Genomic DNA, 25,986 nt, shown 5'->3' on the forward strand with positions numbered 1-25,986 from the left:
TTCAACCTCGCTTTCGACTGGCTCGCTGCATGTCGCGTTGTGCATCGGCCTTCTTCAGTTTTTCCCGCTTGTCCTGTAGTTTACGTCCCTTGCCCAAAGCGAGTTCACATTTGGCGATGCCACGTTCGTTGAAATACATTCGCAGCGGGATGAGGGACAGGCCTTTTTCTTTGGCTCGCGAGACAAACTTGGAGAATTCGCTCGCATGCACCAGCAGTTTGCGGGGCCGTTTGGGTTCGTGATTCCAGAGCGTGGCTTGCGGGTATTCAGCAATATCGCAGCCGATCAGAAACAAGGCGTCTCCCTTGACCCTTCCGTAAGCTTCATCGAGCTGACATTTGCCGTTGCGCAGGCTTTTAACTTCGCTGCCTTGCAGCATGATGCCACATTCGAGCGAATCGAGGATCTCAAACCGGTGGCGGGCCTTGCGATTCTCGGCCACGATGCGGGCGATCGGCATCCCAGTCGATTTCGACTTGGCCGCGGCCGCTGGCTTGGCCTTGCCGTTAGCATTCTTCCCGCTCGGCGGTTGTGTAGGCTTGGGTTTGTTATTCAAGGCAAATCGCTGCCAGCTGGGTCGGGGGTTCATGGCGGGAATGACCGCCAATGACTAAAATTTTTCTGTACGCTCAAGTTTAACACAAATGCAGGGGTGGCATAGGCTTCTAGCCTGTGTGAAGCAACTGTGGCATAGGCTTCTAGCCTGTGTGAAGCAACCTTGGCATAGGCTTCTAGCCTGTGTTCAGGGTGCTAGATCCAGACACAGGCTGGAAGCCTATGCCACAGAAGAACACAGGCTGGAAGCCTATGCCACACAGAGACACAGGCTGGAAGCCTATGCCACAGCCATGAGGTTGATTGATGACATTTGAATTGCCGGTGATATCGGGTGACACGGCCGATGGTGAACAAGGCGGTAGCTGCGGAGGCGGGGCGGCGTTGTTTGAACCTTCCAAGCGCTTGCCACCTTGGCTCAAGCGGGAACTGCCTAAGGGCAACTTCAGTAACTTCACCGCCGGCTTGCTCGACGAGCTGCGACTGGAGACGGTTTGCGACAATGCCAAGTGTCCCAATCGCATGGAGTGTTACTCGCAGAAAACTGCCACCTTCATGATTTTGGGCAACGTGTGCACGCGACCTTGCGGATTTTGCGCGGTGTCGCGAGGCAAACCCGAACAACTCGAAGGCGACGAACCGGCGCGCGTGGCCGAAGCTGCGGCTCGCTTGGGATTGGCCCACGTCGTTATCACTTCGGTGACGCGCGATGATCTGCCCGATGGCGGGGCCGAACACTTTTATGAGACCATCTTGGCCGTGCGCAATCGCACTGGAGCCACGATCGAGGTACTGACGCCGGACTTCGTGATGCACAAGTCGGCTTTGGAACGCGTGGTGGCCGCCAAGCCGGAAGTCTTCAATCACAACATGGAGACCGTGCCACGGTTGTACAAGCGCGTGCGCGGACCCAAGAGCGATTATCGCTGGACATTGGAACTGCTGCGGCAAATCAAACAGCTCGATCCCGACATCAAGACCAAAAGCGGTTTGATGCTGGGGTTAGGTGAAACACGCGATGAGTTGCTGGAGTGTCTAGCGGATCTACGAGGTGTGGATTGCGATTTTCTGACGCTCGGGCAATACTTGCAACCCGGTCCTCGATACCTGCCGGTCGTGCGCTATGTGCCCCCGTCTGAGTTTGATGAACTGGGACAAATCGCCAAACAATTGGGCTTCAGCAAAGTAGCCAGCGGTCCATTTGTGCGTTCGAGCTACCATGCTCGCGAAATGGCTGACGAATAAATCCAGGCCCGTAAGGCGTGACGCGTCCGCACTCTGGCGAGTGCAGCTACGTCGCGAAATGGCTGACGAGTAAATCCAGTCCCGTAAGCGGAGTAGGCAGCGATGATTCGACGTGCGGTGGTTGTCTTGGCCCTAGTAATGTGTTCGGGTCTCAACAGTTGGGCTCAAGAGGCTCAGGAGAAGGTAGTGGAAGATCCGAAGGTGCTGTTTGAACCGCGGCAGTATACCGGGACCAGCGGTCAAACGTTGAACTATCGTTTGCTGAAACCCACGCCCTACAATGCCGACTTGAAGTATCCGCTGGTTATCTTTCTGCACGGAGCAGGCGAGCGCGGTTCGGACAATACGGCCCAACTGGTGCATGGCATGGCAGAATTCTGCAAGGCCAAGTGGCGAACCAAATATCCGTGTTACGTGATCGCTCCGCAGTGTCCCGAAGGTAAGAAGTGGGTAGAAGTCGATTGGTCGGCCGATTCACATGACATGCCCGCTGAACCGAGCCAGTCGATGCAATTGATCTTCGAATTGATCGATACGATGGTTAAAGATTCCGCAGTCAATGATAAACGCATCGTCATGACGGGATTGTCGATGGGCGGCTACGGCACTTGGGATGCGATTGCCAGAAGGCCTGACTTTTTTGCGGCCGGTTTGCCGATATGTGGTGGCGGCGATCCCAAGACAGCCGATCGACTGACGAAGACTCCTATATGGTGTTTTCATGGTGCCGATGATCCGGTGGTCAAAGCCTCGCGCTCGCGCGACATGATCGAGGCCATTAAGGCAGCCGGCGGCGAGCCGAAGTACACTGAGTATCCGGGTGTGCAGCACAATAGCTGGACCCAAACTTATGCTGATCCAACGGTCATTGAGTGGATCTTCACCCAGTTGCGTCGCGATGTAGAGCCCAACCCAGCCCCAGAGTAAATCAGCGTGTCTCCAGCGTCATCCCAGTCCAACCGAGCTCGCGATGAACGCACGACGCTGTTTCCATCGCTAGGCTACTACGACTTGCGACGCGGTGGTTGGCGAGCGGTGGTGCAGGGACGCGTGTACGATCTCAGTCGCATTCCCATTTCGACCCGAATCATCTTGCGCGGTCTGAAGCGAGCGTTGAAGGCTACGGAAGATGATCTGGCTGGCGAGATCTTTCGCAACCGCATTCAAGGTTTTACGGCCAAGCCGCTGGGCGGTAAACAAATCAGTGTTGAACTGGCTGGCCAACAATTTACACTGCGCCGCAAATCCAAACGCAACGGCGCGTTTTTGAGCGTATTAAAACTGCCTGCCGATTGGGACATCGAAGCACGCATGCGGGGCAGCCGTAGCGAGCGCATCCTGGACCTGCGCTTGCCATCGGCCACAAACGGGAACTCTACATCCCTGTCGGCCAATTCTTTCGGTACCGAAACAACTTTGCATTTGCTTGCACCACGCGGCGTAAGTATCGTCAGCGATATCGACGATACGATTAAAGCCACCGATGTGGCCAGCCGCCACTCGATGCTGACCAATACGTTTCTAAAACCCTTTGCCGCCGTCGATGGGATGGCTGAGCTGTATCAGCAGCTACATGACGCGGGGGCTGACTTTCATTACGTTTCCAGCAGCCCTTGGCAGTTGTTTCAACCGATCGCCGAGCTGTGCCAGTTGGGCAGCTTTCCCTCGGGCAGTATGCACTTGCGGTACTTTCGTATCCGCGATGAAATGTTCAAACGCTGGCGACCCCAACGCCGCAAAGGCAAAGCTGGAATCATCGCCGGCTTGATCAAGAAGATGCCGCAGCGAACTTTCATCTTGGTTGGTGATAGCGGCGAGCGCGACTCGGAGATCTATCGCTTTCTGGCGCGCAAGTTTCCACGGCAAGTTCGAGCGATATGGATTCGTCAGCTCGACAATAAACCGCTCGCACCACGTCGCATCAAACGCCTGTTCGATATCCCGACCAGCGTGCAAGTCCGCTTGTTCAGCCAACCGGCCGAACTGGCTGGCGCAGCCGACCTGGCCGGCGACTGGCAAGCTGATCCCACGTAGCCGATCTCGCCAGAGATTGGACCTTCGTAGCCGATCTCGCCAGAGATTGGATGAATCAAATGTTACGCGGCCAAAGTCTGGCGACTTCAGCTACGAGATAGCGGCCAAAGTCTGGCGACTTCAGCTACGAGATAGCGGCCAAAGTCTGGCGACTTCAGCTACGGCAGAGGCCCGAACGCGCGGGCTGTGCGAGCTTCCGGTGCTTGAGGACCAGGCAACCACTGGACCAGGCGTTTAACGGTGGGCGATTGAAGGATTTCGCTATCCGTGTTCTGGCTATCCGGATTCTTGAGAGACAAGAATACCACCACGTAGTTCAACGGTATCGCATAGTTCTCCGCGAGTGTGTACTGCGCCAGCGGGCCAACTTCATCCACGGCCATGGCCGATTCGCGATAGAGCGGCGCGAGCACCAGGCCACGGGCATCGAGCGAGAACTTACAACCCAACTTGGTAAAGGCGAGTACATCTCGGCCAGTTGGATTGAGCATGTTATGTTGGACTTGGGCAGTCGGATGAATGCCAATGTAAGCGGCCGACTTGAGCGCGTCGGTATGGATCTGACCATTTTGAACCAGCAAGCTACCTGCGACTTCGTTCAAGTTGCGATTGGTCATACCAAAGTTGGTGATCTCTACGTCGGCCAATCCCGCCAGCACTGGTCGATCAAACCAACTGGAAGCATCCACACGCTGCACGCGACATGCGCCGCGCAGCGACCAACCTGATTGATTCGTATCGAACGCAAATTTGCCGCGAACAGTCGCCTCGGCACCGGGTACGGAAAACTGTGGTGAAAACTGATTGACCCAGTGGCCAGGCAGATATTGACCCACTGTGGTCTCGGTATCGCCCGTATTGAGCGTTACTTGCGACGTCGGCATCACGTCGGTGTGTTGGCGAACAAACGTAATTTCGGCAGGATTACCTGCGACGCCGGCACGTTCAAAGGCGCAGCGTGCGCTGGTCGTTGTGGACGAGCGGCGCAGTTCGCAGCGCAGTTGCTTGAACTCAAATTGTCTTTCCTGAGCACCGCTGAGAGTTAAACCGTCCATCCAGAGAACAACCGCATGGCCTTGGCTGGTCGGGCGACAGAGCACATGCTGGTGAATTATTTCCAGCCAGTCTTGCATATGATCGGATTCGATTTGAGGCATCTGGGCTTTGATCGCGCAGCCACCGGGCGTTTCCGAGATCCACAAAGCAGATACTCGTCCGATCGACTCGCCGGTCTCAGGATGCCGAAACTCGAGGCCATGCAACAAGCGTTTGGACGGGGTCAACAGTTCGACGCGCTCAATCGAGACCACCAGTCCCGTGATCTGGTTCAACTGCTGCTCATAGCGACTGGCGCGCAGCTGCTGATACAGCGGTACGTATTCCAGCGAACATGCCAGTAGCGTTACGAGAACCGGCAGTGCTCCACAAATCACGAACGCCATGCGACACCAAGCGCGACGCGTCGCTTCGTGTACCGTGCGTTGTCGACCGAAGAAATTCCACCGCCCCAGTCCCATGACTTGTACGCGTCACTCTCGAAAGAATAGACAAATTGCCTACTTGTACCCTAGCGGCGAGAGTACAAGAATTCCGAGAGTGGAGTCAATGTCTCCTTTCGCTCCGCGAAAGGCAAGGAGTATTGAGTAAGGAGTAAGGAGTAAGCCGAAAGGCTGGTGTGGCCAAGTTCTGCTGCCTTTCGCGGAGCGAAAGGAGACTATGCGGCCCGCCTAGTAGCTACTTCTGCGGTTGGTGCTTGACTCTTTCGATAAGCGGCCAGGCGATCTGCCACTTGGTCTTCGAGGCGATTGCTAGCCAAACCTATACCCCAGGCGATCGCAGGGGCCCACTGACTTGGGTTGACCATGCTAGCTAACATTCGGCCGGTGGCTCCCTTGATGCCAGCCAGTACTCCACTGTCGAGCTGCTGGTGGGCGGCAAGAACGCTAGCTATATCTCCCGCCAAAGCGGCGCGGTTATTGGTTTGCAGAATCGAAGCTGGCGCTGTCACCAAGCTATGCGCATCGACTTCGCAACTCTGATCCAAATCAGCTAGCGTTAGAGCCAGATCGACATCGGCCGCTTGTGCATCAACCGATTCCAGCAGGCCACCTAATGCTAGCAACCATTTCCTGGAATAAAAACCGGCCGCTAGCATTGGAGCTGCGCAATGCTGCGGGGTCTGTCCCCGTTTCGTTTTTTGGAGACCGCGGGTGGCCAGGCGGCTGGGGTCTAACCCGGCGTGTGTCCCCCGCCCTTCAATTTCGATCAACGGGGACACAGCTACGCATCCATGTCGTATGATCCAGTGGCTAGCATTCTCACACCAGCCATCGGTGACCTGAACACCTTCGCCCAGGATGTGGACCACAGGCGAACAGGCTGCGTACAGACCTTCGTTCAGCTTATTGGTCACTGAGCAGCTAGCATTGGTCTCGACGAACAGGACTTCGTCGGCTAACTCGTAGGGGTCGGTGTAGGAACCGTCGTGGGCTACGATGATTTCGCATTCCCGTGGACGGTTTTCTAAAACCGAGAGAAGGGTATCTTCCAGTCGCTGATCTTGTTGATGAGCGACGATGATCGAGACACGTGGCACGTCACCTCTCCTTCCCTGGTCGGTAGCGTCAACCGCATTCGCTACGCGGTGGGCTGCTTGTTATTGAAAGCGTTGCCCTGGGGTGTACATCGGCACAGCTTTGCCAATAACTCCAATCCGGTCCGCGCGCATAACTCAAGGGCCGGTTAGCGAAACTTTAACGACTAGGCGCGAGCGTGCTTCTGCCAGAGGTCGGCAAGTGCGACCAGATGCTCCACCGCAGCCACCATTTCATCCAACGAGACGAACTCGAGCAGGCTGTGGAGATTGTGTTGCCCTACCGATAGATTGGGGGTAGGCAAGCCACGCTCGCTGAACATCGCACCGTCGGAGCCGCCACGAATGGAACCGCGCGCACAAGTTCGGCCAAGTATCTCAAAGGCGCGCTCGGCCAGGTCCATCATCAATGGCTGACGTTTCAGCGAGTCGGCCATGTTGCGATACTGGGCCGCGCGCGTGATCTCGAAGGTCAGCCCAGGTAAATCCTTTTCAACCTTGTTCGCTAGCTCGCGCACCAACTGCGCGTAGTCGTCCAAACGCTGCGTGTCGAAGTCGCGTAGCAGAATGCGAGCTTCAGCGGACCCCACTCCACCGGAAATTGTATATGGATGCAGGAAGCCTTCGCGCCCCTCGGTCGATTCCGGCGAAAGTCTATCCAGCGGCATGCGGCTGACCAGTTGGCTGATCCCGCGCACCGCGTTGACCATGCGGCCCTTGCCTATCGAGGGATGGATGTTGTGGCCTACAGCTTTGACGATTAGAAAGTCGGCCGAAAAATTTTCGTCTTCTAACTCCCCTGCTCCACTGCCGTCGAGCGTATAACCGCCCACGGCGCATATTTGATCGACGGGCACTTTCGATACGCCTTGGCCGATTTCTTCATCGCAGGTGAACAGGATCTGAATCGGACCGTGAGGCAAGTGTGGATGTTCGAGCAGATGCTCGGCCAGTTCCATAATCGCGGCTACACCCGCTTTGTCATCTCCGCCTAGTAGCGTGTGACCATCGGTAGTCACCAACGTGTGACCAACCAGCCCCTCCAGTGCCGGACAACCGCTGACGCGAATGACTTGTCCCGAGTTGCCTAGAGGAATATCACCGCCAGCGTAATTTTCGACAATGCGCGGCTTGACGTTATCGCCCGGCGCTTCGGGCGACGTATCCAAGTGCGCGTTGAGCATAATTGCGGCGGCGCCTTCGACATTACCGGGCAGCAGTGCCCATACCAAACCATTGGAGTCCTGGCGGGCTTCGCTCAGCCCCATGGCCTGCAGCTCTTCGACTAGCAGGTTGCCCAGAACCAATTGGCCCTCCGAGCTCGGATAAGTCAGCGATTCTGGATCGGCAGAAGTGCCAACTTGCACATACTTCAAGAAGCGATCGAGCAGTCGTTGGCGGTTGATCATCGGGTGCATGGGATGTTTCAAGTAAATAGTTCAGGAAGCGGACCACGGATTTCGCCAATCTCCCCACTGCTCCAAGTACTGCGCGTAAGCCGGATGTTTTTCCACATCGGCTTCCAGCATCGTCTTGGTTTGCTTGACCAGTTCTTGCTCACGTTCCAAAGTGATCTGTCCCATGAGCAAGGCCACGCGCAGAAACACGAAGTAGGTATCCAAGACGTCACAGCGGCAATATTCATTGATCTCGGAAAGTTTGCCGGCTGCATACAAATCATGCACCATATCGCCTTGCACCATCATCTTGCCGGGTTTGCCCAGCAATTGAGCTGCCAGGTTCAAACCACCACGAAACCAGGTGCTGCCAAAGTTGGTCAAGAACTCGTGGAGATCCAAATGAGCTTGGATGTTGTACCGGTTGCGATACTGTTGATACGAGCGTTCGCTGAGATTGAACCAATTGGGCACGCTGACGCCATATCGAAAGGCCGATTGTTCCATCAGGGGCAGATCGAAGCCGCGGCCGTTGAAGGTTACCCACGTTGGTCGTTGATAGCCTTCCCAGCCGGTCCAGAAATGTTTGGTCATCACATGCGGACGATGTTGCGGCTGGTCGAGCGAAACGATTTCTATCAGCGAGAAGTCCGAGCGAATCTTGGCGATAACGATCGCTACCGGAAAGTGATAGGTGTACGGAATAAAGTCTTTGCCGCTGGAAATGACTAGTTCTTGGCGAAACTTGGCCAGCGCCTCTTCAGGGGATAGCTTGTCGCTGGGATAACGCGAACCCGCCACCAGCGCCCCATCCGCGACGCTTTCGACATCGAACAGCAAGTATTGAACTTCACGTGTGACTGTGGCCATTAACCTTCTCTAGATTCGCTCAAAGTCCATCAGCGAATGTCCATAAAAACACTGTCTCATTCTTGGTATCCCAGTGGTCGCCCAAAATAGGCTGGTAGTGTATACCACAGGCAGCCTGGAAGAAACGAGGCAATCAAATTTCAAAGGCCCAGTCGTCTGTCGCGCCAGCGGTAACACTGGCCCGGGGGCAATGGGCACAGCGGTTTTCGCCGATCTGCTCATAAGCATATTGGATTGCCTTGGAAGTGCTCGACCAAAGTTGTGGCACTTCGCGGAATATATGCTGTTCACCCAGTTGATCGACCAGTCCCACATTCTTCAAGGCGGTGTACGCTTCGTTGCGCACGCCGCTGAGCAGAACCATGCGCTGCTCGGCTTGCATGCGTTCGATGAATTCGTGCAGCACGTGCAGGCAGACGGCATCCCAATTGCGCACATAACGCAGGCGCAGAATGATGATCTGCTGAGCGCTGGTCTCTTCTTCGATGAGCTCCAGTGCCTCTTCGAAAATAGGTGAGGCACCAAAGAACAGTTCGCCTTCGAAGTTGACGATATGCAGGCGCTGACAAGGCACATCCTCCTGACGTCGCTCGCGAACCATGCCCTGTTTGTTGACCGACAGTTGAGTGACTTCCAATCGCGCGGCCTTGGGAACATAAAACATAAACGACAACAGCACGCCCACCAGGATGCAGAACTCAACCGAGACCACAATCGCCGCCAGCGCGGTAGCTGACACGATCATCGCATCGAAACGCGTGGCTTTGAAATGGTAACGCAGGGCTTCGGGGTCAGTCATGCGAATGGCCGTCAGCATCAACACACCGGCCAGCGCGGGCCGCGGGATGTATTGAGCCAAAGGTGCGAACAGCAGTACAGTGAGCGCCACGGCACCGGCCGCAAAAATCCCCGACCATTCGGTAGCCGCGCCGGCTTGATAGTTGATATAGGATCGAGTCAAGGAACCTGATCCAGGAAAACATCGAAAGAAACTGCCTGCCAGATTCGCCAAGCCTTCGCTGAGGCATTGTTGATTGATATCCAGTTTCTGTCGGGTCTTGATCGCAATGGACTTGGCCATCGCAATCGCTTCCAGCAAACCTAATAGCGCGATAGCCAGCGCCGACGGAGCCAGTTCACGCACAAGCGACCAATCCCAATACGGTGTTTGAAACGTCGGTAGCGTGCGTGGGATCTTCTCTACTAACTTTACACCCCACGCCTGATTGCCCAGGTCCAGCCACCAAGTCGCCAGCCCGGCCGCAACGATAGCCATCAGCAATTCGGGTAACCGGATCTCCAAACGTTTGCTGAGCAGTCGTACCAATATGGCGACAATTACTGTGCCCACGGCCACCGCAATTGTTGGCCAGTGAAGTGGTCCACCTTCGGTTAGTGTCAGATAGAAACGCGTCAAGAAATGATCGTGATGACTGCCAACGGCTTTGAGTCCCAACACATTTTTGAGTTGATCGAGCACCAGCAAGATGCTGGCGCCCACCGTAAAGCCCACCACCACCGCGTGCGAAATGAATCGCGATAGATCTCCCAATCGCAAGAGGGTGATACCAGTTTGAATGATACCGATGAGTGCCGCCATCATGATCGCGGCATTGATGCGCAGCTCGGCCGGTACCGAGGCCAGGGCGCTGAGCATGGCAATTGATATGGCATTGGTCGGGCCGTTGATCAACTGCTTGCTCGAAGCGAACAAAGCACCCACGGCGGTCATCACGATCGCGGTATACAGCCCCAGTTCGACGGGCATGCCGAAGATGCTGGCGTAGGCCATGGCCTGCGGTACGGCTACCGCCGCCACGGTTAGTCCAGCCAACAAGTCGCGACGGAAAAACTCTGGCGAGTAATGGAGCAGAGAATGAAACGCTGGAACCAATCTCAATACGCGTGCCAGCCCGGGTCGCTTGTCGCTGGAATCGGCTGGTGAACTAAGCACGTCGACACGTCCAATTCGGGATGAGGGCAACACACGAATCGAGAATAGTTGTGTTTGGCATTGAGTCTTAGAGCGTGATCAATCGAGGGGCTGAACTAGTGCCCAGTCGGCGGGCCTTCAAGCGAATATATGGAGCAATATAGTAACATCGATGGCCAAAGCTACCGGGCAGCGCATCGGGCTTGGCATGATCCGGTTCGGAAACATCTTCGATAACGAAGCCCGCTCGACAAATTCCGCCCAGAAGGTCAGTCCAACTATGGACAAATTCTTGCGTCCCAGGTTCGCGGAGCAAACTAGGCGTAGCCGCCGGCGGCACCGGCCGCGCATCGTAATAAGCATGCTCAATCGTGTAGTGCCCAGTAAAACTGTCCAGCGACGCTTGTAAATTGATCGGCTGCTTGTGCTGACTGATGTATAAACCTTGCGGTTTGGTGACGCGAGCCACGGCTGGAAAGAGCTTTGCCAGACTGGGCAGATAACAAGTGCTAACTGGGTGTACCACTAAATCAAAGTGCCCCTCGGGCAACATGTCGAGTTGGTCCATGCTGGTTTGCAAGGTATGCACCTGCAAGCCGTATTGAGCAGCCACTTCGCGATCGCGCTCAAGCATCGCCGGACTCAAGTCGACCACTGTTACCGAAGCACCTGCGGCGGCATACAGCGGACCATGCCGCCCGCCACCGGCAGCCAGGCACAGTACCTTCCAACCGCGAATGCCCCCGGCCAGCCAGCCCGATGAATCAATCACCTTCAGCGAATTCTCCAACTCGCGAGCCGTCGCTGGCTGAGTCAGCTTGTGACCAGACCGAGCCATGCGATCCCAGGCTTGTTGATTGTTCTGTCGAACTGTATCCAGCGGTTGGCCAGGTGATTCGTAATCCATAGGTAACCTCTCTTAGCCGATCTCGCCAGAGCTTGGATGAGTCGAAAGTTGCGCGTCCAAAGTCTGGCGACTTCGGCTACAAAGCCATCGTCCAAAGTCTGGCGACTTCGGCTACAAAGCCATCGTCCAAAGTCTGGCGACTTCGGCTACGGTCCAGGTTGGGCAGCGGCCTGCAGCCACTGGCCATCGACGACTTGATTTTTAGTCAGATCCTCAACGCTGATGCTATCCCAATTGCTCTGAAAACAGATCAGGAGACGCGACCAGTTAGCTTGGCTGCAATTGCCAACTAATTCAACTCTCCGCACAAATTGACCGGCGTCGAAGACTGTGCCCTCCAGTTGCCAAGGGCCAGCGACCGGATCGTCGCCGCTCCACAAGAACGAGCCATCCGGCTCGGCGTACATGCGTGGCAAGCGTTCCAGCTGTTCAAAAGCCGCCTCCCAGGAAACGGGCAATGGCACCCCAGCCTCCGGCCCTCGTCCTGTCTGACGTCCATAAAGTCGCATTCGAAGTTGCTGCATGATGGGATCCAAACTGGTAACGGAATGCGTCAAGCATTTCGTGAATTTCGTAGTAGCGGAATGCGTCAAGCATTTCGTGGAGTTCGCGCGTTCGAAAGCCTTGACAGCTTCCGCTACGCTCGAAAGCCTTGACGGCTTCCGCTACAGGCGCTCGTGCGGTAGGGGCTGTGACAATTATTCAGGCATATTTTCCCTCTAGCGCGCACGGGACGTGACCTATGATTTCTATAGCCAAAGATTGTTTTTTGCTATGTCCCATTGCGTCAGAGGTTATCAGCAGTCATGTCGGATCATGCAGCGCCAGCTCCAGCCGCCGATGCTCATGGCAACGAAGCTCCCAAGAGTTCGATGCTGCCCAAGATATTGGTCAGCGGGTTCATTGCTTCCGTGATTATCGTAGAAACCGTGCTCTTTTTCTTGTTTGTGCCTTCGGCCGACGATGTGGCGGCACTGGCCGAGGCCAACTTGATCAAGAAGGTCCAGGCCAACATGGAGGAAGAGGGCGAACCGACGGTCGAAGACGAAAACAAGGCGGTCGAATTTCCCTTGGGTGATCACTCGGCCACCTTTACACCGCCGGGTGCCGATCGCACGTATCGCGTGGAATTTCGGCTCTTCGGTACCGTCAAAGCCAAGGACCTGGAACTCTTGGAAGGACTGTTCGCCGAACGTGAAATGCGATTCCGTAATCGGATGATGCTCGAAATTCGCAATGCTACTATGGACGAACTGAACGAAAACCAGTTGGGCTTGATTCAGCGGCGCATTCTTGCGACAAGTAACGAAATTCTGGAAGAACCTATTCTGCTGGCAGTCGGTTTCCAGGATTACCAGGTTATTGAAGAGTAGTCGCAGGATTCCGAAGATGAGTGATCCAAGCACGGATGCAATTGGACAAGCCAGTACCGCTAGTGGAGCAACCGAAGCCAATGCGGCTCGTCTGCTCGATGAAGCCGAAAAGGCATTGCACGGTCTGGATCGGCCACAGCCCAAGCCCTTTCAGCTGGAAGAGCTAGTCGGTTCAGGCGGCCCGCCCGAGAAGTGTTCGATCGATCTGCTAAGCGATGTGGATCTGGATCTGAAGATCGAACTGGGGCGCACGCACATGCAACTGGAAGAAGTGCTCAAGCTGCGTCGCGGATCGGTTATCACGCTCGACAAACTTGCCGGCGATCCGGTTGATATCTACGTCAATGGTCGCATGGTCGCCCGGGGTGAAGTCTTGGTGCTGAACGATAACTTCTGCGTACGCGTGGCTCAACTGCTGGGATCGGATGCCCTCAATGAAAAAACTTAGTTCGCCATGATTTAGATATCACCCCTTCCGCACGTGGCTGATGAAAACCCGCTCAACAGCCGCGAGCCAAAAGGCTCTCGCAGCCGATTGGGGGTAAACGACAAGGACGTCGGTTCATGAGACCCAAATTTCTTCCCGTCATCATGCTGGCACTGGCCAGCGTTTTGAGCTCGCGCGCCCATGCTCAAGTTGGTCAACGCGCAGCGCAGCTACGCGACTCTCAAACCAGTACTGCGCAACCTGGCTTGATCACGCGAGCCACTTCGCCAAACGTCGAGTCCGACGTCAATGCCAGTCGTCTGCCAGCCTCTGGCGCCGGCCTGGGCGATGCAGCCTGGACCAGCACCCCCAGCAACTCGCAATTGCGCGGTCAATCACCCCAACCATCGTTCAATCAGTCAGCGCCTCAGTCCAATCCCAGCCCTGCCCGACTGCCTCAAGCACAAAGTCGATTAAGCGATCCATCAGCGCCTGTAGTTCAAGCTCAATACACGAGCAGCGAGCCTCCTGGACCTTCGGTTGCGTTAACGCCCAATTCCAATGGTTCAACTTCAACTCAGCCTCGGCCTTTGAAGCCTCCCACGGCGGCCGTCGATCCAGCCTCGCGCAAAGGTGGCACGGGCACCTTGCAGATGTTGATCAGCGTGATCTCCAGCTTGAGCATCGTCATCGCCTTAATCGTGGGCGCTGGCTGGTGTTATCGAAAGGCTGCTCCCAAGTTGACCGGGTCGCTTCCCAAACAAGTCATCAACATCTTGGGACGCACTCAATTGGCACCGCGTCAACAACTGGTGCTGATTCGCTTTGGTTCCAAGTTGATTCTCGTCAGTAACTTGCAAGGCGAAGTGCGTACGATCAGCGAGATGACCGATCCGCTGGAAGTTGATCAAATCGCCGGCCTGTGTGAGAGTGCTCAACCGGGCAGCATCTCCGAATCGTTTCGTTCCGTGCTCCACAACATGGGCAGGAGCGGAACATGAACACCAGCCAATTAATCTGTCGAATCAGTTTGTGCATCGTAGCCCTGGCCCTTTCATCCCAGCAGGCGTCAGCACAAAACTCCCCCACCAATCAATCTCAGGATTCACCGGGCAATTCGCTTGATCGCGGTATGCGGGATCTCTTGTCCGGGGTGGCAGGTGCCAATACCAGTGCCAGTACTAGTACGCCAGCCGATACTGCCAGCGGACAAGCAACTGAGGGCGGCAATTCTCCGCAGAATTTTCTTTTGTCCGGACCTGAAAAGTGGACCAGTCGCGAAGGCTTGTCCAGCAGTTTACAGATCATTCTGTTGTTGACCGTCATCAGTCTGGCGCCAGCCATTCTGCTCATGACGACCTGCTATGTACGGATCATCGTAGTCTTTGGTTTGCTGCGTCAGGCGCTCGGTACAGGACAGTTGCCTCCTAGCCAGGTGGTGACCTCGATCGCGCTGTTCATGACCATGTTTGTGATGGCGCCGGTCTGGAACGAAGTTTATACGACGGCCATCGTGCCTTACACGGCGCCAGGCTCGCAGATGCCTCTGGAAGACGCATGGAACATCGGCGTCAAACCTATTCGTGAATTTATGAGTCGCCAGATCGATATGGCTGGCAATCACGACGATGTGTACTTGTTCTACCGCTACTATGCGCCCGATGCATCGCAGCCACAGTTCTTCGATGATGTGCCGCTGCGCGTGCTCTTGCCTGCGTATATGTTGAGTGAACTGAAGACTTCGTTCTTGATGGGCTTTCAGATTTTTCTGCCGTTCTTGTTGATCGATTTAGTTGTGGCTGCGATCACGATCTCGATGGGCATGATGATGCTGCCGCCGGCCATGATCTCGTTGCCTTTTAAACTACTGCTATTTGTACTGATCGATGGATGGCACCTGGTAGTTGAGATGTTGTTGGCCAGTTTCGGAACTGTGACTTAAAAAGAGAGAACTCGTATGCAACCGGACGACGCAGTGGAACTGGTTCGAAACGCAGTGCTGACCGCCACCTTGATCGGCGCGCCCTTGTTACTGGTCGGCATGGTCGTGGGACTAGTGGTAAGTCTGATTCAAGCCTTGACGCAGATCCAAGATCAAACGCTCAATGCTGTGCCCAAGATCATTGCTATGGTGGTGGCGTTGGTCTTTTGTCTGCCATGGATTGCCGATCGCATGATCAATTATTCCCGCGGTGTGTATGAAAACATTCCGGTGGTGGTTAGTCGCTAGTCGGACAGCGCCGCTGGGTAGCCACCGCTGGGTAGCCACCGCTGCCAAGCGGTGGAAGCAACGACCAGGCAATTCCACCGTCTGGCGACGGTGGCTACGGGATCAAAAAAGAACTGTATATTTGTAGCGAGAGTCGAACATTGTTATGGATGCCTTAACCGGTTTGCTGACTGCGCCGCTGTGGGTATTCATGGCGATTTTGGCTCGAATCAGCCCGGTCCTCATGTTAGCGCCACCGACGCGCTCCAGCGGCGTGCCGGCTCGAGTGCGGGCTGGTCTGGCCATTGCGATAGCAGCCATGCTGACGCCCATCGCCATGCCATACGCAACGGCCATGCCCGGCGATATGCTTAACATCATTATTCGTTTAGCCGCCGAAGCCCTGCTGGGTTTAGTCATCGGTAGCGTGGTTTTGCTGGCCGTCAGTGCGCTTCAGTTGGCAGGTCAAGCCATCGGTCACTTGGCGGGATTCGATGTAGCTGAAGCGGTGGATCCGTCGACCGAAGAGAACATGTCGATCCTGGCCAGTATCATGGGTTGGTTGGCTATTGCGATAGTGTTGACCATGGGCGGACATCGACAAGTGATCGATAGTTGCCTTGAAAGCTGTACGGTCTATCCGGCTGGCGGTGTCCAGCCAGATGAGCATTGGCTATCCGAGCTCGATGATCTGATGCAGCACACCTTGCGGGTAGGTGTGCGAGCAGCGGCTCCGGTGGGCACCGCGCTGCTGATGGCCAACTTACTCACGGCGCTGATTGCCCGAACGCTACCGCAGTTGAGCGTGTTGGCTGTGGGGTTCAATATCAATGCGTTTGTGATGTTGATGCTGATGATCCTGTCGATAGGCGGGATGGCTTGGGTGTTTCAAGACGAACTGGCGATCTGGCTGGACAGTTGTCGGCAGATTGCAGGACACGGATGATCCATCAGGATTGCTTGACCTCGATTCATACTGGTAACGTTCAGGGATCGATGTCCAGTCATTTGTTTTTTGCGGTTCCATAAAGAAGTTCGATGGCTGAAGGTGGCGAGAAGAAACACGACGCGACGCCCCATCGCCGCCAAAAAGCGCGCGAGGAGGGGAACCTTGCGCGCAGCCAGGATTTGGGTTCTGCGGTTGTGCTCTTGGGCGCGATCGGAACGCTGATGACCTGGGGGCCTGATGTCTTCGGTTTTCTCTCAGGGTTCATGACGCGTAGTTTTACAGGCACTGACTACTGGGACCATTCGACGCAAAAATCGGTCAGCTGGGTAGCCGGCGCTTTATGGAGTGGCATACTCGTGATGATGCCAATCTTTATGGCTGCGGTAGCCATAGCCTGGCTGGGCAGCTTTGCTCAAATTGGTTTCTTGTGGCTGCCTAACAAACTGCAAGTCAATTGGTCGTATGTCAATCCGCTCTCCGGCTTGCAACGCATATTCTCGATTAAGAACGTAACGCGTCTGGCTTTTGGGATTGCCAAGATTGCATTGGTTACGGTGGTAGTTTGCATAGGATTGTGGGGCCGCTGGGATACGATCATGAACGCGGCCGGGTTGGAAGCTGTCGAAGTGGGTAGCCTCGTCTGGTCAACCACCATTGACATGTGTTTTCGTACCGCGCTGGTGCTGTTGGTCTTGGCAGTGCTCGACTACGGTTTCCAACGCTGGCGCTTCGAGCAAGACTTGCGCATGACCGATGAAGAGATGCGCGAAGAGATGAAGATGATGAATGGCGATCCGCAGATTGCTGCTCGACGCAAAGCCGTGCATCGACAATTGCTGGCCAATCGCATGGTGGCCGAGATTCCCAAAGCCGACGTGGTCATTACCAACCCAACTGAACTGGCCATTGCCATTCGCTTTGATCCGCAAACCATGCCTGCGCCAATTGTGGTTGCCAAAGGTTCGGGCAACGTGGCAGCACGCATTCGTAAAATTGCACTCGAACATGGCGTGCCGGTGCTCGAACGCAAACCTTTGGCTCAAGCTCTCTACAAGCTAGTCGAAATTGGACAGGTCATTCCGCTGGACCAATATGCGGCCGTGGCCGAAGTGCTGCGATATGTCTATCAGTTGCAAGGCAAGAAGATACCCGACGCTGCGTGATGAACTGCGCCGTAGCGGAACGCGTCAAGCGTTTCGAGTCGGTCATTGAGTCGCGTGATGGGCGCGTTCGGAATGCTTGACGCATTCCGCTACCTAAAAATGCTCGAGATGCTTGATGCATTCCGCTACTGCAGCCCCACACTCCAAAAGCAGCTGCGATTGGACTATCATGGGCGCTCTCGTACGGTCTCGGCAACGCTCCTCCCCACTAGAATGCCTGCCCCCAATCATGAGTTCATCATCACCGGATTCGCCTTATCGCTCGCCCAACACCTCAGGCTCCGACTCTGGCCTGAATAAGAAGCAGGCCTGGTACAGTGATTTGACTTCGTACCACTGGTTTGTCTTTGGTATGGCAGCGTTGGCCTGGTTGTTTGATTGCTTTGATCAGCAGATATTCATTCTGTTTCGCGAAAGCGCGCTCAAGCAGTTGAAACTGCCCGAAGGTGCAGATGCCAAACAGTACGCCGGTTATGCTACAGCCATCTTTATCGCTGGCTGGGCGACGGGTGGTTTGATCTTTGGTTCGGTTGGTGACCGAATTGGACGCGCGAAAACGCTGACCATCACTGTGTTGCTCTACTCGCTCTTTACTGGGCTGTCGGCCCTAGCCACCTCCTGGCTCGATTTTGCCATCTATCGATTCATTACGGGCCTGGGTGTTGGAGGCGTGTTCGGTTTGGCCGTGGCGTTGATTGCTGATACTCTGCCCGATCGATCTCGGCCTGGAGCGCTGGGCATGTTGCAAGCTCTTTCGGCCGTTGGCAATATCTCGGCCGGGTTGGTCAGCATGTATATGGCGAGGTTGATTGATTTGAAGACAATCGAAGCGGGTGGTGCCTGGCGTTATGCATTCATGATCGGTGCCATTCCCGCTTTCCTTTGCGTCTTTATTCAATTGAAGTTGAAAGAACCCGAGAAGTGGGTGCGAGCCAAAGAGGCTGGGCTGATAACTGGCACCAAGCTGGGATCGTATGTCGAACTGTTGGGGCCAGGTCGCTGGCGCAAGCCTGCTCTACTGGGCATGATGTTATCGATTACGGGTGTCGTGGGTTTGTGGGGCATCGGTTTCTTTGCGCCAGAACTGGTGGGAGCAGTGATCAATCAATCGCTCAAGGCCCGCGGAGTGGGTGAAGCGGAGATTGCCAGCCAGGCCGCGTTCTACCGAGGACTAAATGGAATCATTCAAAACGCAGGTGCTTTCTTTGGCATGTTGGCTTTTGCCTGGATGGCGCAGCGCACCGGTCGCCGCCCCGCGTTTGTGGTTGCATTTTTGGGAGCCTTTTGCACGACGGCCATGTTCTTCGGCATGTTTGATCGCATGGATGAAATGTGGATGAGCGGCCTGATGGGCTTTTTCCAATTAGCCCTCTTTGCCGGCTTTGCCATTTATTTGCCGGAGCTGTTTCCCACGCGACTGCGCAGTACGGGTACCAGTTTCTGTTACAACGTCGGACGGTTTCTGGCGGCGACCGGCCCGTTTACGCTGGGCATGCTGCAAAAGAATTTGAGCGATGCAGCCACGGCCAATATCCCCAAAACCGACGTGGTTGCCCAGACAGCGGCCAAGCTGGAAGCCTTTCGCAGCGCGGCCCTGTGGATGACGCTGATCTTTCTAGTCGGCATCGTCGTGGTGATCTTCATTCCTGAAACCAAGGGCAAACCACTACCCGACGACGAGTGAAAACCGCACTCGACACGATCTGCCTATCTTTGCTATATCCCCTTGTGGCTCCAAGTGGCATAGGCTTCCAGCCTGTATGTGGCATAGGCTTCCAGCCTGTGACTGGTACAGCCTTGCAGCCTGTTTGGACTAGACTTCTGAGGCATTGGCTATGGTTGCCTATGCCTCAGTTATATTGGGTTGATAACGCGACGAGGTGCGGTGGTGACGATCGGCGGCAGTAGCGACAAAGTTCGGCGCATTGCCATACTGGTAACCAGTTTGGATGCGACAGCTGGTCGCCAATTGCTTTCGGCCATGCCTATGGAATTGGCGCGACAAGTGCGCCGAGCGATGACGCAGTTGGGTTCGATCGATCCGGCCGAGCAGCGGCAGATCCTGGCCGAGTTTCGCACGCAGGCGATGATCGCGGACCAACCGGAGCCAACCAAGCTGGCCACGCCCAGCGGTGGTGGTGGCACACTCGATCAGACCACGCGCCAGGCAAACGTTCAGGACTCGCGAGCCGATGACCATCCGGACGCGGTGCTGTCGCAGGTGCGGCCCAGCGCCCATAACAATCAAGACGGCCAATTCACTCAACATCAACATCATCATCAACAACAAGGTCACGAGCGACCGTGGCACCGCTTGGATATTGATGGTCTGTTTGAATTGCTGCGCGCCGAGCGCGCCCCGGTTATTGCGGTAGTGCTCAGCCAACTCGAACCGCAGCGCGCAGCCCGACTACTGGAACAACTCTCGCGCGAGCAGCAGCGCGAAGTCATCGCCACGCTTTCGAAACTGGGCAGCATCGATCCCGAAGCCATGACGGCTATCGATGAACATCTGGCAGGTCGCATCGCCGACTATCATCATCGCCGAGAGAGTGAATCTGAATCCTTGGGACGCATGCAAAGCCTGATCTCGGCGGCTTCACCTGAATCTCGCAGCCAGTGGCAATCGATCATTCATCAAACCGACCTTCAGATGGCCCAGCGCATGGGCATTCAAGCGCCGCCCCCTGCTCCGCCAACTCGCAAAACCACAACTGCTCAGCCTGCACCGAGCCAGCCTGCGATCAGTCAACGTGCTGCCACTAAGATTACTCAGCCCGCCGATGGTGCAGCTAATCTGCTCGAGTTGCTCAGTAGTAATATTGTCACCACGGTAGATACACACAACTCGCAGGTCGCTGGTTCGCCCCCTGCCAATGCGCGAGGCACAACCTTGTCGGCGGCGCAGGCACAAGCATCGGCTAGCGATGAGGAGTTTGATCAATCACCCACAATACTGCCATTTCCAGGCGCTAAGAAATCTGCGGCTGCGCAGCCAGCCATGCGCTTCGATGACATCCTGGATTTGCCTGCCGAGCAAATCGGACAGGTCCTGGCCGCAGCCCCGACCGAAGTGATTCTGTTGGCCCTGGCTGGCGCATCGCCATCGTTCATGAAACGTTTTATCGCCATGCTGGAGAAACGCGACGCACGGGCTTTGGAAAGTCGGCTGCGCGAAATGCGATCGATTAACTTGCAAGATGTCGACGAAGCTCAGCGGCGTCTCTGCCAACTAGCGACCAACCTGATCAGGAATGAAAGCCCTCAACCGCAAACCGCCGCCGCCTAACTAAGCATGCAGCTAAACTGATGGCCACGATCCTCAAAGAATCTGAACTCAAGCAATCAGGGCAAGCATCGCAGCTAGTCGCCTTCAACATCGATGATGTGCAGGTACGCGCGCAAGCATATTTAGAAGAAGTTCGTCGCCAGGCCGCAGAGGTGGTTGCCAAAGCACACAGCGAAGCTGATGTGATTCGTCAGGCTGCTCATGCAAGTGGCCTGAGCCAGGCGCAAAAAGAATTTGAAAACCAGGTCGAGCAGCGAACTCGGCAACTGACCGAAGAGCGTATCAAGCTGGCCGTGGCCGCCTCGCAACAAGCTGTCGAGAGCTTGTCAAAAGATACGACGCAGTGGTTGCAAGAGTGGCGCGACGTGACGATCGACCTGGCAATTGCCATGGCAGAAAAGTTGATGCGTCAATCGATGGAGCAAGGTCTCGAACCACTTCGTGTGTGGTTGGAAGAAGCACTCATGATGATGCGCGAAGCTCGCGATGTGCATATCTTGGTGCATCCCGATGATTTCACGATCGCTGGTAGATACTTGCAGCAAATGGCCAAACACGTTCCCCATGCGGGTACCGCCGAGATCCTGCCTGACCCAGAAGTCAGCCGCGGTGGTTGTATTGTTCGCTGCCAGCATGGCGAGATCGATAAACAACTGGAGACGCAATTGGCTCGTCTGGGAGAACAGTTGCGATGAATTCAAAGTTTCCGACGCTCCCTGATCGAATCAGTTTGAGTAAGTCGCTCGCGCGGGCTGCCACGGCGGGAGTGACGGGCACAATTTACTCGGTCGGACGCAACGCGCTGGAAGCGGTATGCTTGCCGGTTCCTATGGGATCGGTATGTCGAATACAACGGCGATATGGTGAACCGCTAGTGGCTGAAGTCATCGGCTTTGAAGGTTCGAAGACTTTGCTGGCTCCACTGGATGGTGCGGATGGGATTTCGCCTGGCGATCAAGTGCGTCTGATTCACAGCGCCGCGCAGGCCATGGTTGGTCCTGAGATCATTGGCCGCGTCATGGACGCAGCCGCTCGGCCCATGGATGATTTGGGACCAATCGTCGGTACAGCTCGCGTGCCTTTAGACAATGATCCCGTACCGGCCATGCAGCGGCCACCTATCGATCACGTTCTGACCACCGGCATTCGTACCATTGATTCGCTCCTGACACTTGGTCGTGGTCAACGGATGGGCATCTTTGCCGGTAGCGGTGTAGGCAAGAGCACTTTGTTGGCCATGATGGCGCGGGGCACCGATGCCGAAGTCGTGGTCATCGGACTGATCGGCGAACGCGGTCGTGAAGTACAAGAGTTCTTGCAGCGTGAACTGGGTGAAGAGGGACGTCGCAAGTGTATCACGGTTGTCGCCACCAGCGATCAGCCCGCTCTCCGTCGCGTGCAAGCGGCCATGACGGCCACAGCGATTGCCGAATACTTTCGCGACAGCGGCAAACATGTGTTGCTGATGATGGACTCCGTAACCCGCTTTGCCATGGCGCAGCGCGAGATTGGCCTGGCTGCCGGCGAAGCGCCGACGACGCGCGGTTATCCACCCAGTGTCTTCTCGATGTTGCCACGCCTGGTTGAGCGAGCGGGCAATAGCACCACGGGCTCGATCACTGGTATCTATACCGTGCTGGTGGAAGGCGATGACACCAATGAACCCATCAGCGATACGCTGCGGGGTTTGTTAGATGGCCACATTGTGCTCAATCGCAAGATCGCCCAGCAAGGTCGCTACCCGGCCATCGATGTGCTGGTCAGCCTAAGTCGCTTGCAGAATCACTTGGCTGCTCAAGATCATCAAACTGCGGCATCCAAAGTCCGGGCGCTACTGGCCACCTATAAAGAGAATGAAGATCTGATCGCAATTGGTGCGTATCAGCGTGGCGTCAACCCGCAGATCGATCATGCGATCGCTGCCAAGCCGGCCATCGATAGCTTTCTGTCTCAAAACCGAGATAAGATCGCACCTTGGGCTGAAGCCATTGAAGGCATCAAGAAATTAGCTTTGTGAACCGCCATCGGCCATCGAACAAATTAGTTCATTGAATACTTGCATTGGTCCCAGCGCTCAAGCAGCCCTTTTATGAGTTATCGATTTCGACTACAGAGCATTCTCACGATGCGCATGCGCGAGCGTGACAAGGCAACTCAGTCGCTGCAGCAAGCGCAACTGGCTCGGCAGAAGTTGGTCGATCAGTTGACGGAACTGGAAGCCGAGGGAAATCGGCTGGTGCAGATGCGGGCGGCAGCCAGCCATGGTCAGGTCGATGTGCGGCAGGTCCTGGACGCTCAGCGTTACCAGCTGAACTTGCTCGAAACGATCCGCGGTACAGAAGTTAATATCGCTGTAATCGATCAAGAGATTGAGAAACGGCGAGCTAAGCTTGTCGTATGTGAACAGGGCGTCAAGGTGTTGGAAAAACTGCAAGATCAGCAGCGTGAAGCCTGGAATGCCGACCAGGCCACCCGCAGCCAATCGCGACTGGACGAGTGGGCCAGCTACCAGCACTTCCAGCGTCACACGGAGTCTTAATCGATGCGTTTCTTAATCCGAATGTTCGCGGCCTTCTGCGTAGCTACCGTGATTGCTCAGTTGCTGATTCTGGGCCTAGTGGCGGCCAAGGGAAACTTGCATGCCCAATCGATTACCAAAGTCATCGCCTTGTTTAATGGCATCGATATTTCCGGCGTGCAGTTGCAAAAAGCTTTTGATAATGCTCGCAATGTACCGACGCCCACGTACGACGAAGTGCTAGCAGAGCGCGCTCAAATGAATCTCAACCTTGAGATGCGCGAACGCTCGATTCAACGCTTCAACGAGCAACTTGAAACCATGCAAGCCGAGCTCAAGCGGCAGCAAGCCGATTTCGATCGTCGCAAGGAAGCATTTTATGGCTTGCTGGATGAAATGTCGAAAAAGGGTAAGACTGAAAACCTGGGTGAGATACAACGAACGTTAGAAGCGTTGGCCCCCGAACAGGCTAAGGCTTTGCTAATTAAGATGCTGGAAGCCCAACAAATGCCCGATGTGGTGGCAATCATTAAAGGCATGGCCCTGGATAAACGAAAGAAGATACTGGGAGAGTTTACCAGCGAGAAAGAGATTACCCAGGTCGCCGAAGTTTTCAATCAACTGCGTTTGGGTGAACCACAAGCTAGCGTCATAGACGAAGCGCGTACTGGATCGCAGCCGACCTCCCCGTAAAATTTCGTTACGACGCCGAAGCTACATTCGCATCCGAGGGGGGACGCGCGATGGATGGTTCGATTGCCGATTCGACCATGCTGCGCATGCGCAGTGGGCTAACGCGAGCTTATCAGCCTGCCGCTAGCTCAACAGCCAACGATTTCTTTGAAGAACTCTTACGTCTGCCCGTCGCCTCGACGGTGGATGTCGAAGATCAGGATGCCTCTGCGCAGGCAGAGCCTTCCGACTTGTTCGGTTTGGACACGCAAACCTCCGGCTCCGCTACTGACCAATCTACCGCCGATGAAGTGGTCGATGACGAACCGGTAGCCGATCAGCCTGCGCAGCCGCTAGTTGCTGCTTGCTATGCGCCGGGGACGCCAGTACAAAACGTACCTCCTCCGACCGACCCGTTGCCCGATGAGCCGGTGCCATCGGTTCCGATTCCTCAAGGGGCAAATTCGGAGGCCCATGCACAGCCATCCAGTGCTAACGATGTGTTTGTGCAACCCGAAGTAACAGCCCCTACTCAAGAGGCTCTTCGCGAACCAGAAGCAAATGCGCCTGCCCCCGAGCCGATTGAGCCAATTGGTGCTCAGGCAGGCAACGATCTCAATCAAATGACCATCGCCCGGGACCCGCGTCGCTCCCGGCCTCGCGACGAGAAGTCCAGCCAACCAATCGCTCCTCCGCAACATCAACTGCAAAGTGATCCATCACCTGCGAGCCAAGATAAATCGCAGTCACCAGAGTCAGTAAGCCAGCCCGAGCAAGCTGCGCCGGTAGAACAGGTAGCCTACGATCAACCACTTGTGAGCGATGAGGCTCCACGCGAGGCCAATGACGATCATCGTAATCCACAGCGAGAAAAATGGTATCAAGCCAAAGATGGTGATGCGCGGACACAGATCAACGACCTGCTGGCTGCGGATCAAGATGCCAACTCGCAATCCAATGATGGGCAGTTGGCAGATCAGCCAGACTTTCAGGAGTTGATCGACCAAAATCAGGCGACGGTTGCAGATGCAAGTACAAGCTTGGATGCGCAAACGGTGGCCCTCGATGCTAACGCTGTAACTCAAGGAGTGTCGGTGCTCGATTCGACCAGCGTTGCCTCGGCAGCTAGTGCCCCAAACGCGAGTGCCACTGGTGACACCAGCGGTTCTGTCGACCGGGGCGCGAATGGTCGGACAGGCCAAGTATCATCGGTTGGTGGGCAATCAGGCGTTACGCCCTCGCGCTCCCTCAGTAACGGAACATCGACGAGCGCTAGTTCAACTTCGTCGACGGCAGGCACGCGCGAAGATATCGAGTCGAATCAGCTATCGCAACAAGAGCGTGTGCGATTGGTCCAACGAGTGGCACGCAGTTTTTCGCGACTGGGGCCTGACGGCGGTCAGGTGACTTTGAAACTAAGTCCACCGCAACTGGGAGTGCTGACCGTTTCGATCAAGATCGAAGGTCAAACGATGACCGCCCGCATGCAGACCGAGACCAGCGCTGCACGCGATACGATTCTCGATAACCTGCCCGTGCTGCGCGAGCGCTTAAGCGAGCAAGGTATTGAGGTTGAGAAGTTTCAAGTCGAAGTGGCTGATAGTCAAGAATCTTCTTCGAGCCAACAAGGTCAATGGAACGATGCTTCCAGTGGTGGCCCCAACGGCGGACGCCACGATTCATCTACCGATCCAATCGACTATCGACGCCTCCGTCGCGACCCGATATCCCAACCGCTTCCGGAACGTAGCCTCATTGAACAGGCCCGACTAACCGGCTGGCCCGATAAGTCGCTGGATGTTAAAGCGTAAGTCGGTACTTTGGAGTGCGGTGCCATCTGGCACCGCTTTGA

25 protein-coding genes are annotated in these 25,986 nt (G+C 55.6%); 17 read left to right on the plus strand and 8 right to left on the minus strand.

The features are described 5' to 3' along the window. Position 1: 1 nt before the first annotated feature. Positions 2-460, minus strand: coding sequence for an SsrA-binding protein SmpB (gene smpB, locus SH573x_RS06715; protein ID WP_479353557.1), 459 nt, complete (start codon positions 458-460; stop codon positions 2-4). Positions 461-861: 401 nt separating this feature from the next. On the opposite strand from smpB, the gene lipA reads away from it, so the two are divergent. From lipA to SH573x_RS06730, 3 genes are all read left to right on the plus strand, one after another. After that, entirely contained in the window at positions 862-1,800 is a 939-nt protein-coding gene (gene lipA / locus SH573x_RS06720) for a lipoyl synthase (RefSeq protein WP_479353558.1), read from the plus strand. 102 nt (positions 1,801-1,902) lie between these two features. Continuing rightward, on the plus strand, positions 1,903-2,727 hold the full coding sequence (locus SH573x_RS06725) for a carboxylesterase family protein (protein ID WP_479353559.1): 825 nt from the start codon (positions 1,903-1,905) through the stop codon (positions 2,725-2,727). Between the two features lie 6 nt (positions 2,728-2,733). Then, entirely contained in the window at positions 2,734-3,834 is a 1,101-nt protein-coding gene (locus SH573x_RS06730) for an App1 family protein (RefSeq protein WP_479353560.1), read from the plus strand. 158 nt (positions 3,835-3,992) lie between these two features. On the opposite strand, the gene SH573x_RS06735 is transcribed toward SH573x_RS06730, so the two are convergent. The 7 genes from SH573x_RS06735 to SH573x_RS06765 form a co-directional block, all read right to left on the minus strand. Next, entirely contained in the window at positions 3,993-5,351 is a 1,359-nt protein-coding gene (locus SH573x_RS06735; protein ID WP_479353561.1) for a hypothetical protein, read from the minus strand. A 197-nt stretch (positions 5,352-5,548) separates the two neighbouring features. Continuing rightward, on the minus strand, positions 5,549-6,430 hold the full coding sequence (locus tag SH573x_RS06740; protein WP_479353562.1) for a glycosyltransferase family 2 protein: 882 nt from the start codon (positions 6,428-6,430) through the stop codon (positions 5,549-5,551). A gap of 164 nt (positions 6,431-6,594) precedes the next feature. Further along, positions 6,595-7,845 (minus strand): peptidase T, encoded by a 1,251-nt coding sequence (pepT, locus tag SH573x_RS06745; RefSeq protein ID WP_479353563.1) that lies wholly within the window; start codon positions 7,843-7,845, stop codon positions 6,595-6,597. 21 nt (positions 7,846-7,866) lie between these two features. After that, positions 7,867-8,694, minus strand: a complete 828-nt coding sequence (locus SH573x_RS06750) for a 3'-5' exonuclease (RefSeq protein ID WP_479353564.1) — start codon at positions 8,692-8,694, stop codon at positions 7,867-7,869. 133 nt (positions 8,695-8,827) lie between these two features. Next, positions 8,828-10,648 carry a SulP family inorganic anion transporter gene (locus SH573x_RS06755; protein WP_479353565.1) on the minus strand — a complete coding sequence of 607 codons (1,821 nt, stop codon included), beginning with the start codon at positions 10,646-10,648 and terminating at the stop codon, positions 8,828-8,830. A gap of 67 nt (positions 10,649-10,715) precedes the next feature. Continuing rightward, positions 10,716-11,534 (minus strand): class I SAM-dependent methyltransferase, encoded by an 819-nt coding sequence (locus tag SH573x_RS06760; RefSeq protein ID WP_479353566.1) that lies wholly within the window; start codon positions 11,532-11,534, stop codon positions 10,716-10,718. Positions 11,535-11,680: 146 nt separating this feature from the next. Continuing rightward, positions 11,681-12,058, minus strand: a complete 378-nt coding sequence (locus SH573x_RS06765; protein WP_479353567.1) for a hypothetical protein — start codon at positions 12,056-12,058, stop codon at positions 11,681-11,683. 282 nt (positions 12,059-12,340) lie between these two features. Here SH573x_RS06765 and SH573x_RS06770 point away from each other — a divergent pair, with 282 nt between their 5' ends. From SH573x_RS06770 to SH573x_RS06835, 14 genes are all read left to right on the plus strand, one after another. Further along, positions 12,341-12,907: a dihydrolipoamide acetyltransferase gene (locus tag SH573x_RS06770; RefSeq protein WP_479353568.1), complete on the plus strand. Its 567-nt coding sequence runs from the start codon at positions 12,341-12,343 to the stop codon at positions 12,905-12,907. 16 nt (positions 12,908-12,923) lie between these two features. Beyond that, entirely contained in the window at positions 12,924-13,355 is a 432-nt protein-coding gene (gene fliN, locus SH573x_RS06775; RefSeq protein ID WP_479353569.1) for a flagellar motor switch protein FliN, read from the plus strand. Between the two features lie 116 nt (positions 13,356-13,471). Continuing rightward, the gene (locus tag SH573x_RS06780) at positions 13,472-14,335 is read left to right on the plus strand and encodes a FliO/MopB family protein (RefSeq protein WP_479353570.1); all 864 of its coding nucleotides are present in this window, start codon (positions 13,472-13,474) and stop codon (positions 14,333-14,335) included. Continuing rightward, positions 14,332-15,276, plus strand: coding sequence for a flagellar type III secretion system pore protein FliP (gene fliP, locus SH573x_RS06785; RefSeq protein ID WP_479353571.1), 945 nt, complete (start codon positions 14,332-14,334; stop codon positions 15,274-15,276). Before SH573x_RS06780 ends, fliP begins: the two co-directional genes overlap by 4 nt. Positions 15,277-15,291: 15 nt before the next feature. After that, complete coding sequence (gene fliQ / locus SH573x_RS06790; protein ID WP_479353572.1) at positions 15,292-15,564, plus strand: flagellar biosynthesis protein FliQ; 273 nt, start codon at positions 15,292-15,294, stop codon at positions 15,562-15,564. 145 nt (positions 15,565-15,709) lie between these two features. Beyond that, positions 15,710-16,489, plus strand: coding sequence for a flagellar biosynthetic protein FliR (locus SH573x_RS06795; RefSeq protein WP_479353573.1), 780 nt, complete (start codon positions 15,710-15,712; stop codon positions 16,487-16,489). Between the two features lie 92 nt (positions 16,490-16,581). Then, positions 16,582-17,655, plus strand: a complete 1,074-nt coding sequence (locus tag SH573x_RS06800; RefSeq protein WP_479353574.1) for an EscU/YscU/HrcU family type III secretion system export apparatus switch protein — start codon at positions 16,582-16,584, stop codon at positions 17,653-17,655. Between the two features lie 229 nt (positions 17,656-17,884). After that, the gene (locus SH573x_RS06805; RefSeq protein ID WP_479353575.1) at positions 17,885-19,339 is read left to right on the plus strand and encodes an MFS transporter; all 1,455 of its coding nucleotides are present in this window, start codon (positions 17,885-17,887) and stop codon (positions 19,337-19,339) included. 180 nt (positions 19,340-19,519) lie between these two features. After that, positions 19,520-20,944 (plus strand): FliG C-terminal domain-containing protein, encoded by a 1,425-nt coding sequence (locus tag SH573x_RS06810; RefSeq protein ID WP_479353576.1) that lies wholly within the window; start codon positions 19,520-19,522, stop codon positions 20,942-20,944. A 20-nt stretch (positions 20,945-20,964) separates the two neighbouring features. Further along, entirely contained in the window at positions 20,965-21,639 is a 675-nt protein-coding gene (locus tag SH573x_RS06815) for a FliH/SctL family protein (RefSeq protein ID WP_479353577.1), read from the plus strand. Then, positions 21,636-22,961, plus strand: coding sequence for a FliI/YscN family ATPase (locus SH573x_RS06820; RefSeq protein ID WP_479353578.1), 1,326 nt, complete (start codon positions 21,636-21,638; stop codon positions 22,959-22,961). The genes SH573x_RS06815 and SH573x_RS06820 overlap by 4 nt, the downstream gene beginning before the upstream one ends. A 72-nt stretch (positions 22,962-23,033) precedes the next feature. After that, on the plus strand, positions 23,034-23,483 hold the full coding sequence (gene fliJ, locus SH573x_RS06825; protein ID WP_479353579.1) for a flagellar export protein FliJ: 450 nt from the start codon (positions 23,034-23,036) through the stop codon (positions 23,481-23,483). A 3-nt stretch (positions 23,484-23,486) separates the two neighbouring features. Beyond that, positions 23,487-24,155 carry a hypothetical protein gene (locus SH573x_RS06830; protein ID WP_479353580.1) on the plus strand — a complete coding sequence of 223 codons (669 nt, stop codon included), beginning with the start codon at positions 23,487-23,489 and terminating at the stop codon, positions 24,153-24,155. 50 nt (positions 24,156-24,205) lie between these two features. Then, positions 24,206-25,945 (plus strand): flagellar hook-length control protein FliK, encoded by a 1,740-nt coding sequence (locus SH573x_RS06835; protein WP_479353581.1) that lies wholly within the window; start codon positions 24,206-24,208, stop codon positions 25,943-25,945. The last annotated feature ends 41 nt before the right edge of the window (positions 25,946-25,986 follow it).

Source organism: Rania fehmarnensis (genome assembly GCF_056494185.1).

Excerpts from the sequence above, each read along its gene's own strand:
- SH573x_RS06805 (WP_479353575.1), top strand. The coding sequence starts at position 17,885 with ATGAGTTCATCATCACCGGATTCGCCTTATCGCTCGCCCAACACCTCA.
- SH573x_RS06780 (WP_479353570.1), top strand. The coding sequence starts at position 13,472 with ATGAGACCCAAATTTCTTCCCGTCATCATGCTGGCACTGGCCAGCGTT.
- SH573x_RS06815 (WP_479353577.1), top strand. The coding sequence starts at position 20,965 with ATGGCCACGATCCTCAAAGAATCTGAACTCAAGCAATCAGGGCAAGCA.
- SH573x_RS06725 (WP_479353559.1), top strand. The coding sequence starts at position 1,903 with ATGATTCGACGTGCGGTGGTTGTCTTGGCCCTAGTAATGTGTTCGGGT.
- SH573x_RS06800 (WP_479353574.1), top strand. The coding sequence starts at position 16,582 with ATGGCTGAAGGTGGCGAGAAGAAACACGACGCGACGCCCCATCGCCGC.
- fliN (WP_479353569.1), top strand. The coding sequence starts at position 12,924 with ATGAGTGATCCAAGCACGGATGCAATTGGACAAGCCAGTACCGCTAGT.
- smpB (WP_479353557.1), bottom strand. The coding sequence starts at position 460 with ATGCCGATCGCCCGCATCGTGGCCGAGAATCGCAAGGCCCGCCACCGG.
- SH573x_RS06765 (WP_479353567.1), bottom strand. The coding sequence starts at position 12,058 with ATGCAGCAACTTCGAATGCGACTTTATGGACGTCAGACAGGACGAGGG.
- SH573x_RS06830 (WP_479353580.1), top strand. The coding sequence starts at position 23,487 with ATGCGTTTCTTAATCCGAATGTTCGCGGCCTTCTGCGTAGCTACCGTG.
- SH573x_RS06835 (WP_479353581.1), top strand. The coding sequence starts at position 24,206 with ATGGATGGTTCGATTGCCGATTCGACCATGCTGCGCATGCGCAGTGGG.
- SH573x_RS06795 (WP_479353573.1), top strand. The coding sequence starts at position 15,710 with ATGGATGCCTTAACCGGTTTGCTGACTGCGCCGCTGTGGGTATTCATG.
- SH573x_RS06770 (WP_479353568.1), top strand. The coding sequence starts at position 12,341 with ATGTCGGATCATGCAGCGCCAGCTCCAGCCGCCGATGCTCATGGCAAC.
- SH573x_RS06820 (WP_479353578.1), top strand. The coding sequence starts at position 21,636 with ATGAATTCAAAGTTTCCGACGCTCCCTGATCGAATCAGTTTGAGTAAG.
- lipA (WP_479353558.1), top strand. The coding sequence starts at position 862 with ATGACATTTGAATTGCCGGTGATATCGGGTGACACGGCCGATGGTGAA.
- fliQ (WP_479353572.1), top strand. The coding sequence starts at position 15,292 with ATGCAACCGGACGACGCAGTGGAACTGGTTCGAAACGCAGTGCTGACC.
- fliP (WP_479353571.1), top strand. The coding sequence starts at position 14,332 with ATGAACACCAGCCAATTAATCTGTCGAATCAGTTTGTGCATCGTAGCC.
- SH573x_RS06735 (WP_479353561.1), bottom strand. The coding sequence starts at position 5,351 with ATGGGACTGGGGCGGTGGAATTTCTTCGGTCGACAACGCACGGTACAC.
- pepT (WP_479353563.1), bottom strand. The coding sequence starts at position 7,845 with ATGCACCCGATGATCAACCGCCAACGACTGCTCGATCGCTTCTTGAAG.
- fliJ (WP_479353579.1), top strand. The coding sequence starts at position 23,034 with ATGAGTTATCGATTTCGACTACAGAGCATTCTCACGATGCGCATGCGC.
- SH573x_RS06760 (WP_479353566.1), bottom strand. The coding sequence starts at position 11,534 with ATGGATTACGAATCACCTGGCCAACCGCTGGATACAGTTCGACAGAAC.
- SH573x_RS06750 (WP_479353564.1), bottom strand. The coding sequence starts at position 8,694 with ATGGCCACAGTCACACGTGAAGTTCAATACTTGCTGTTCGATGTCGAA.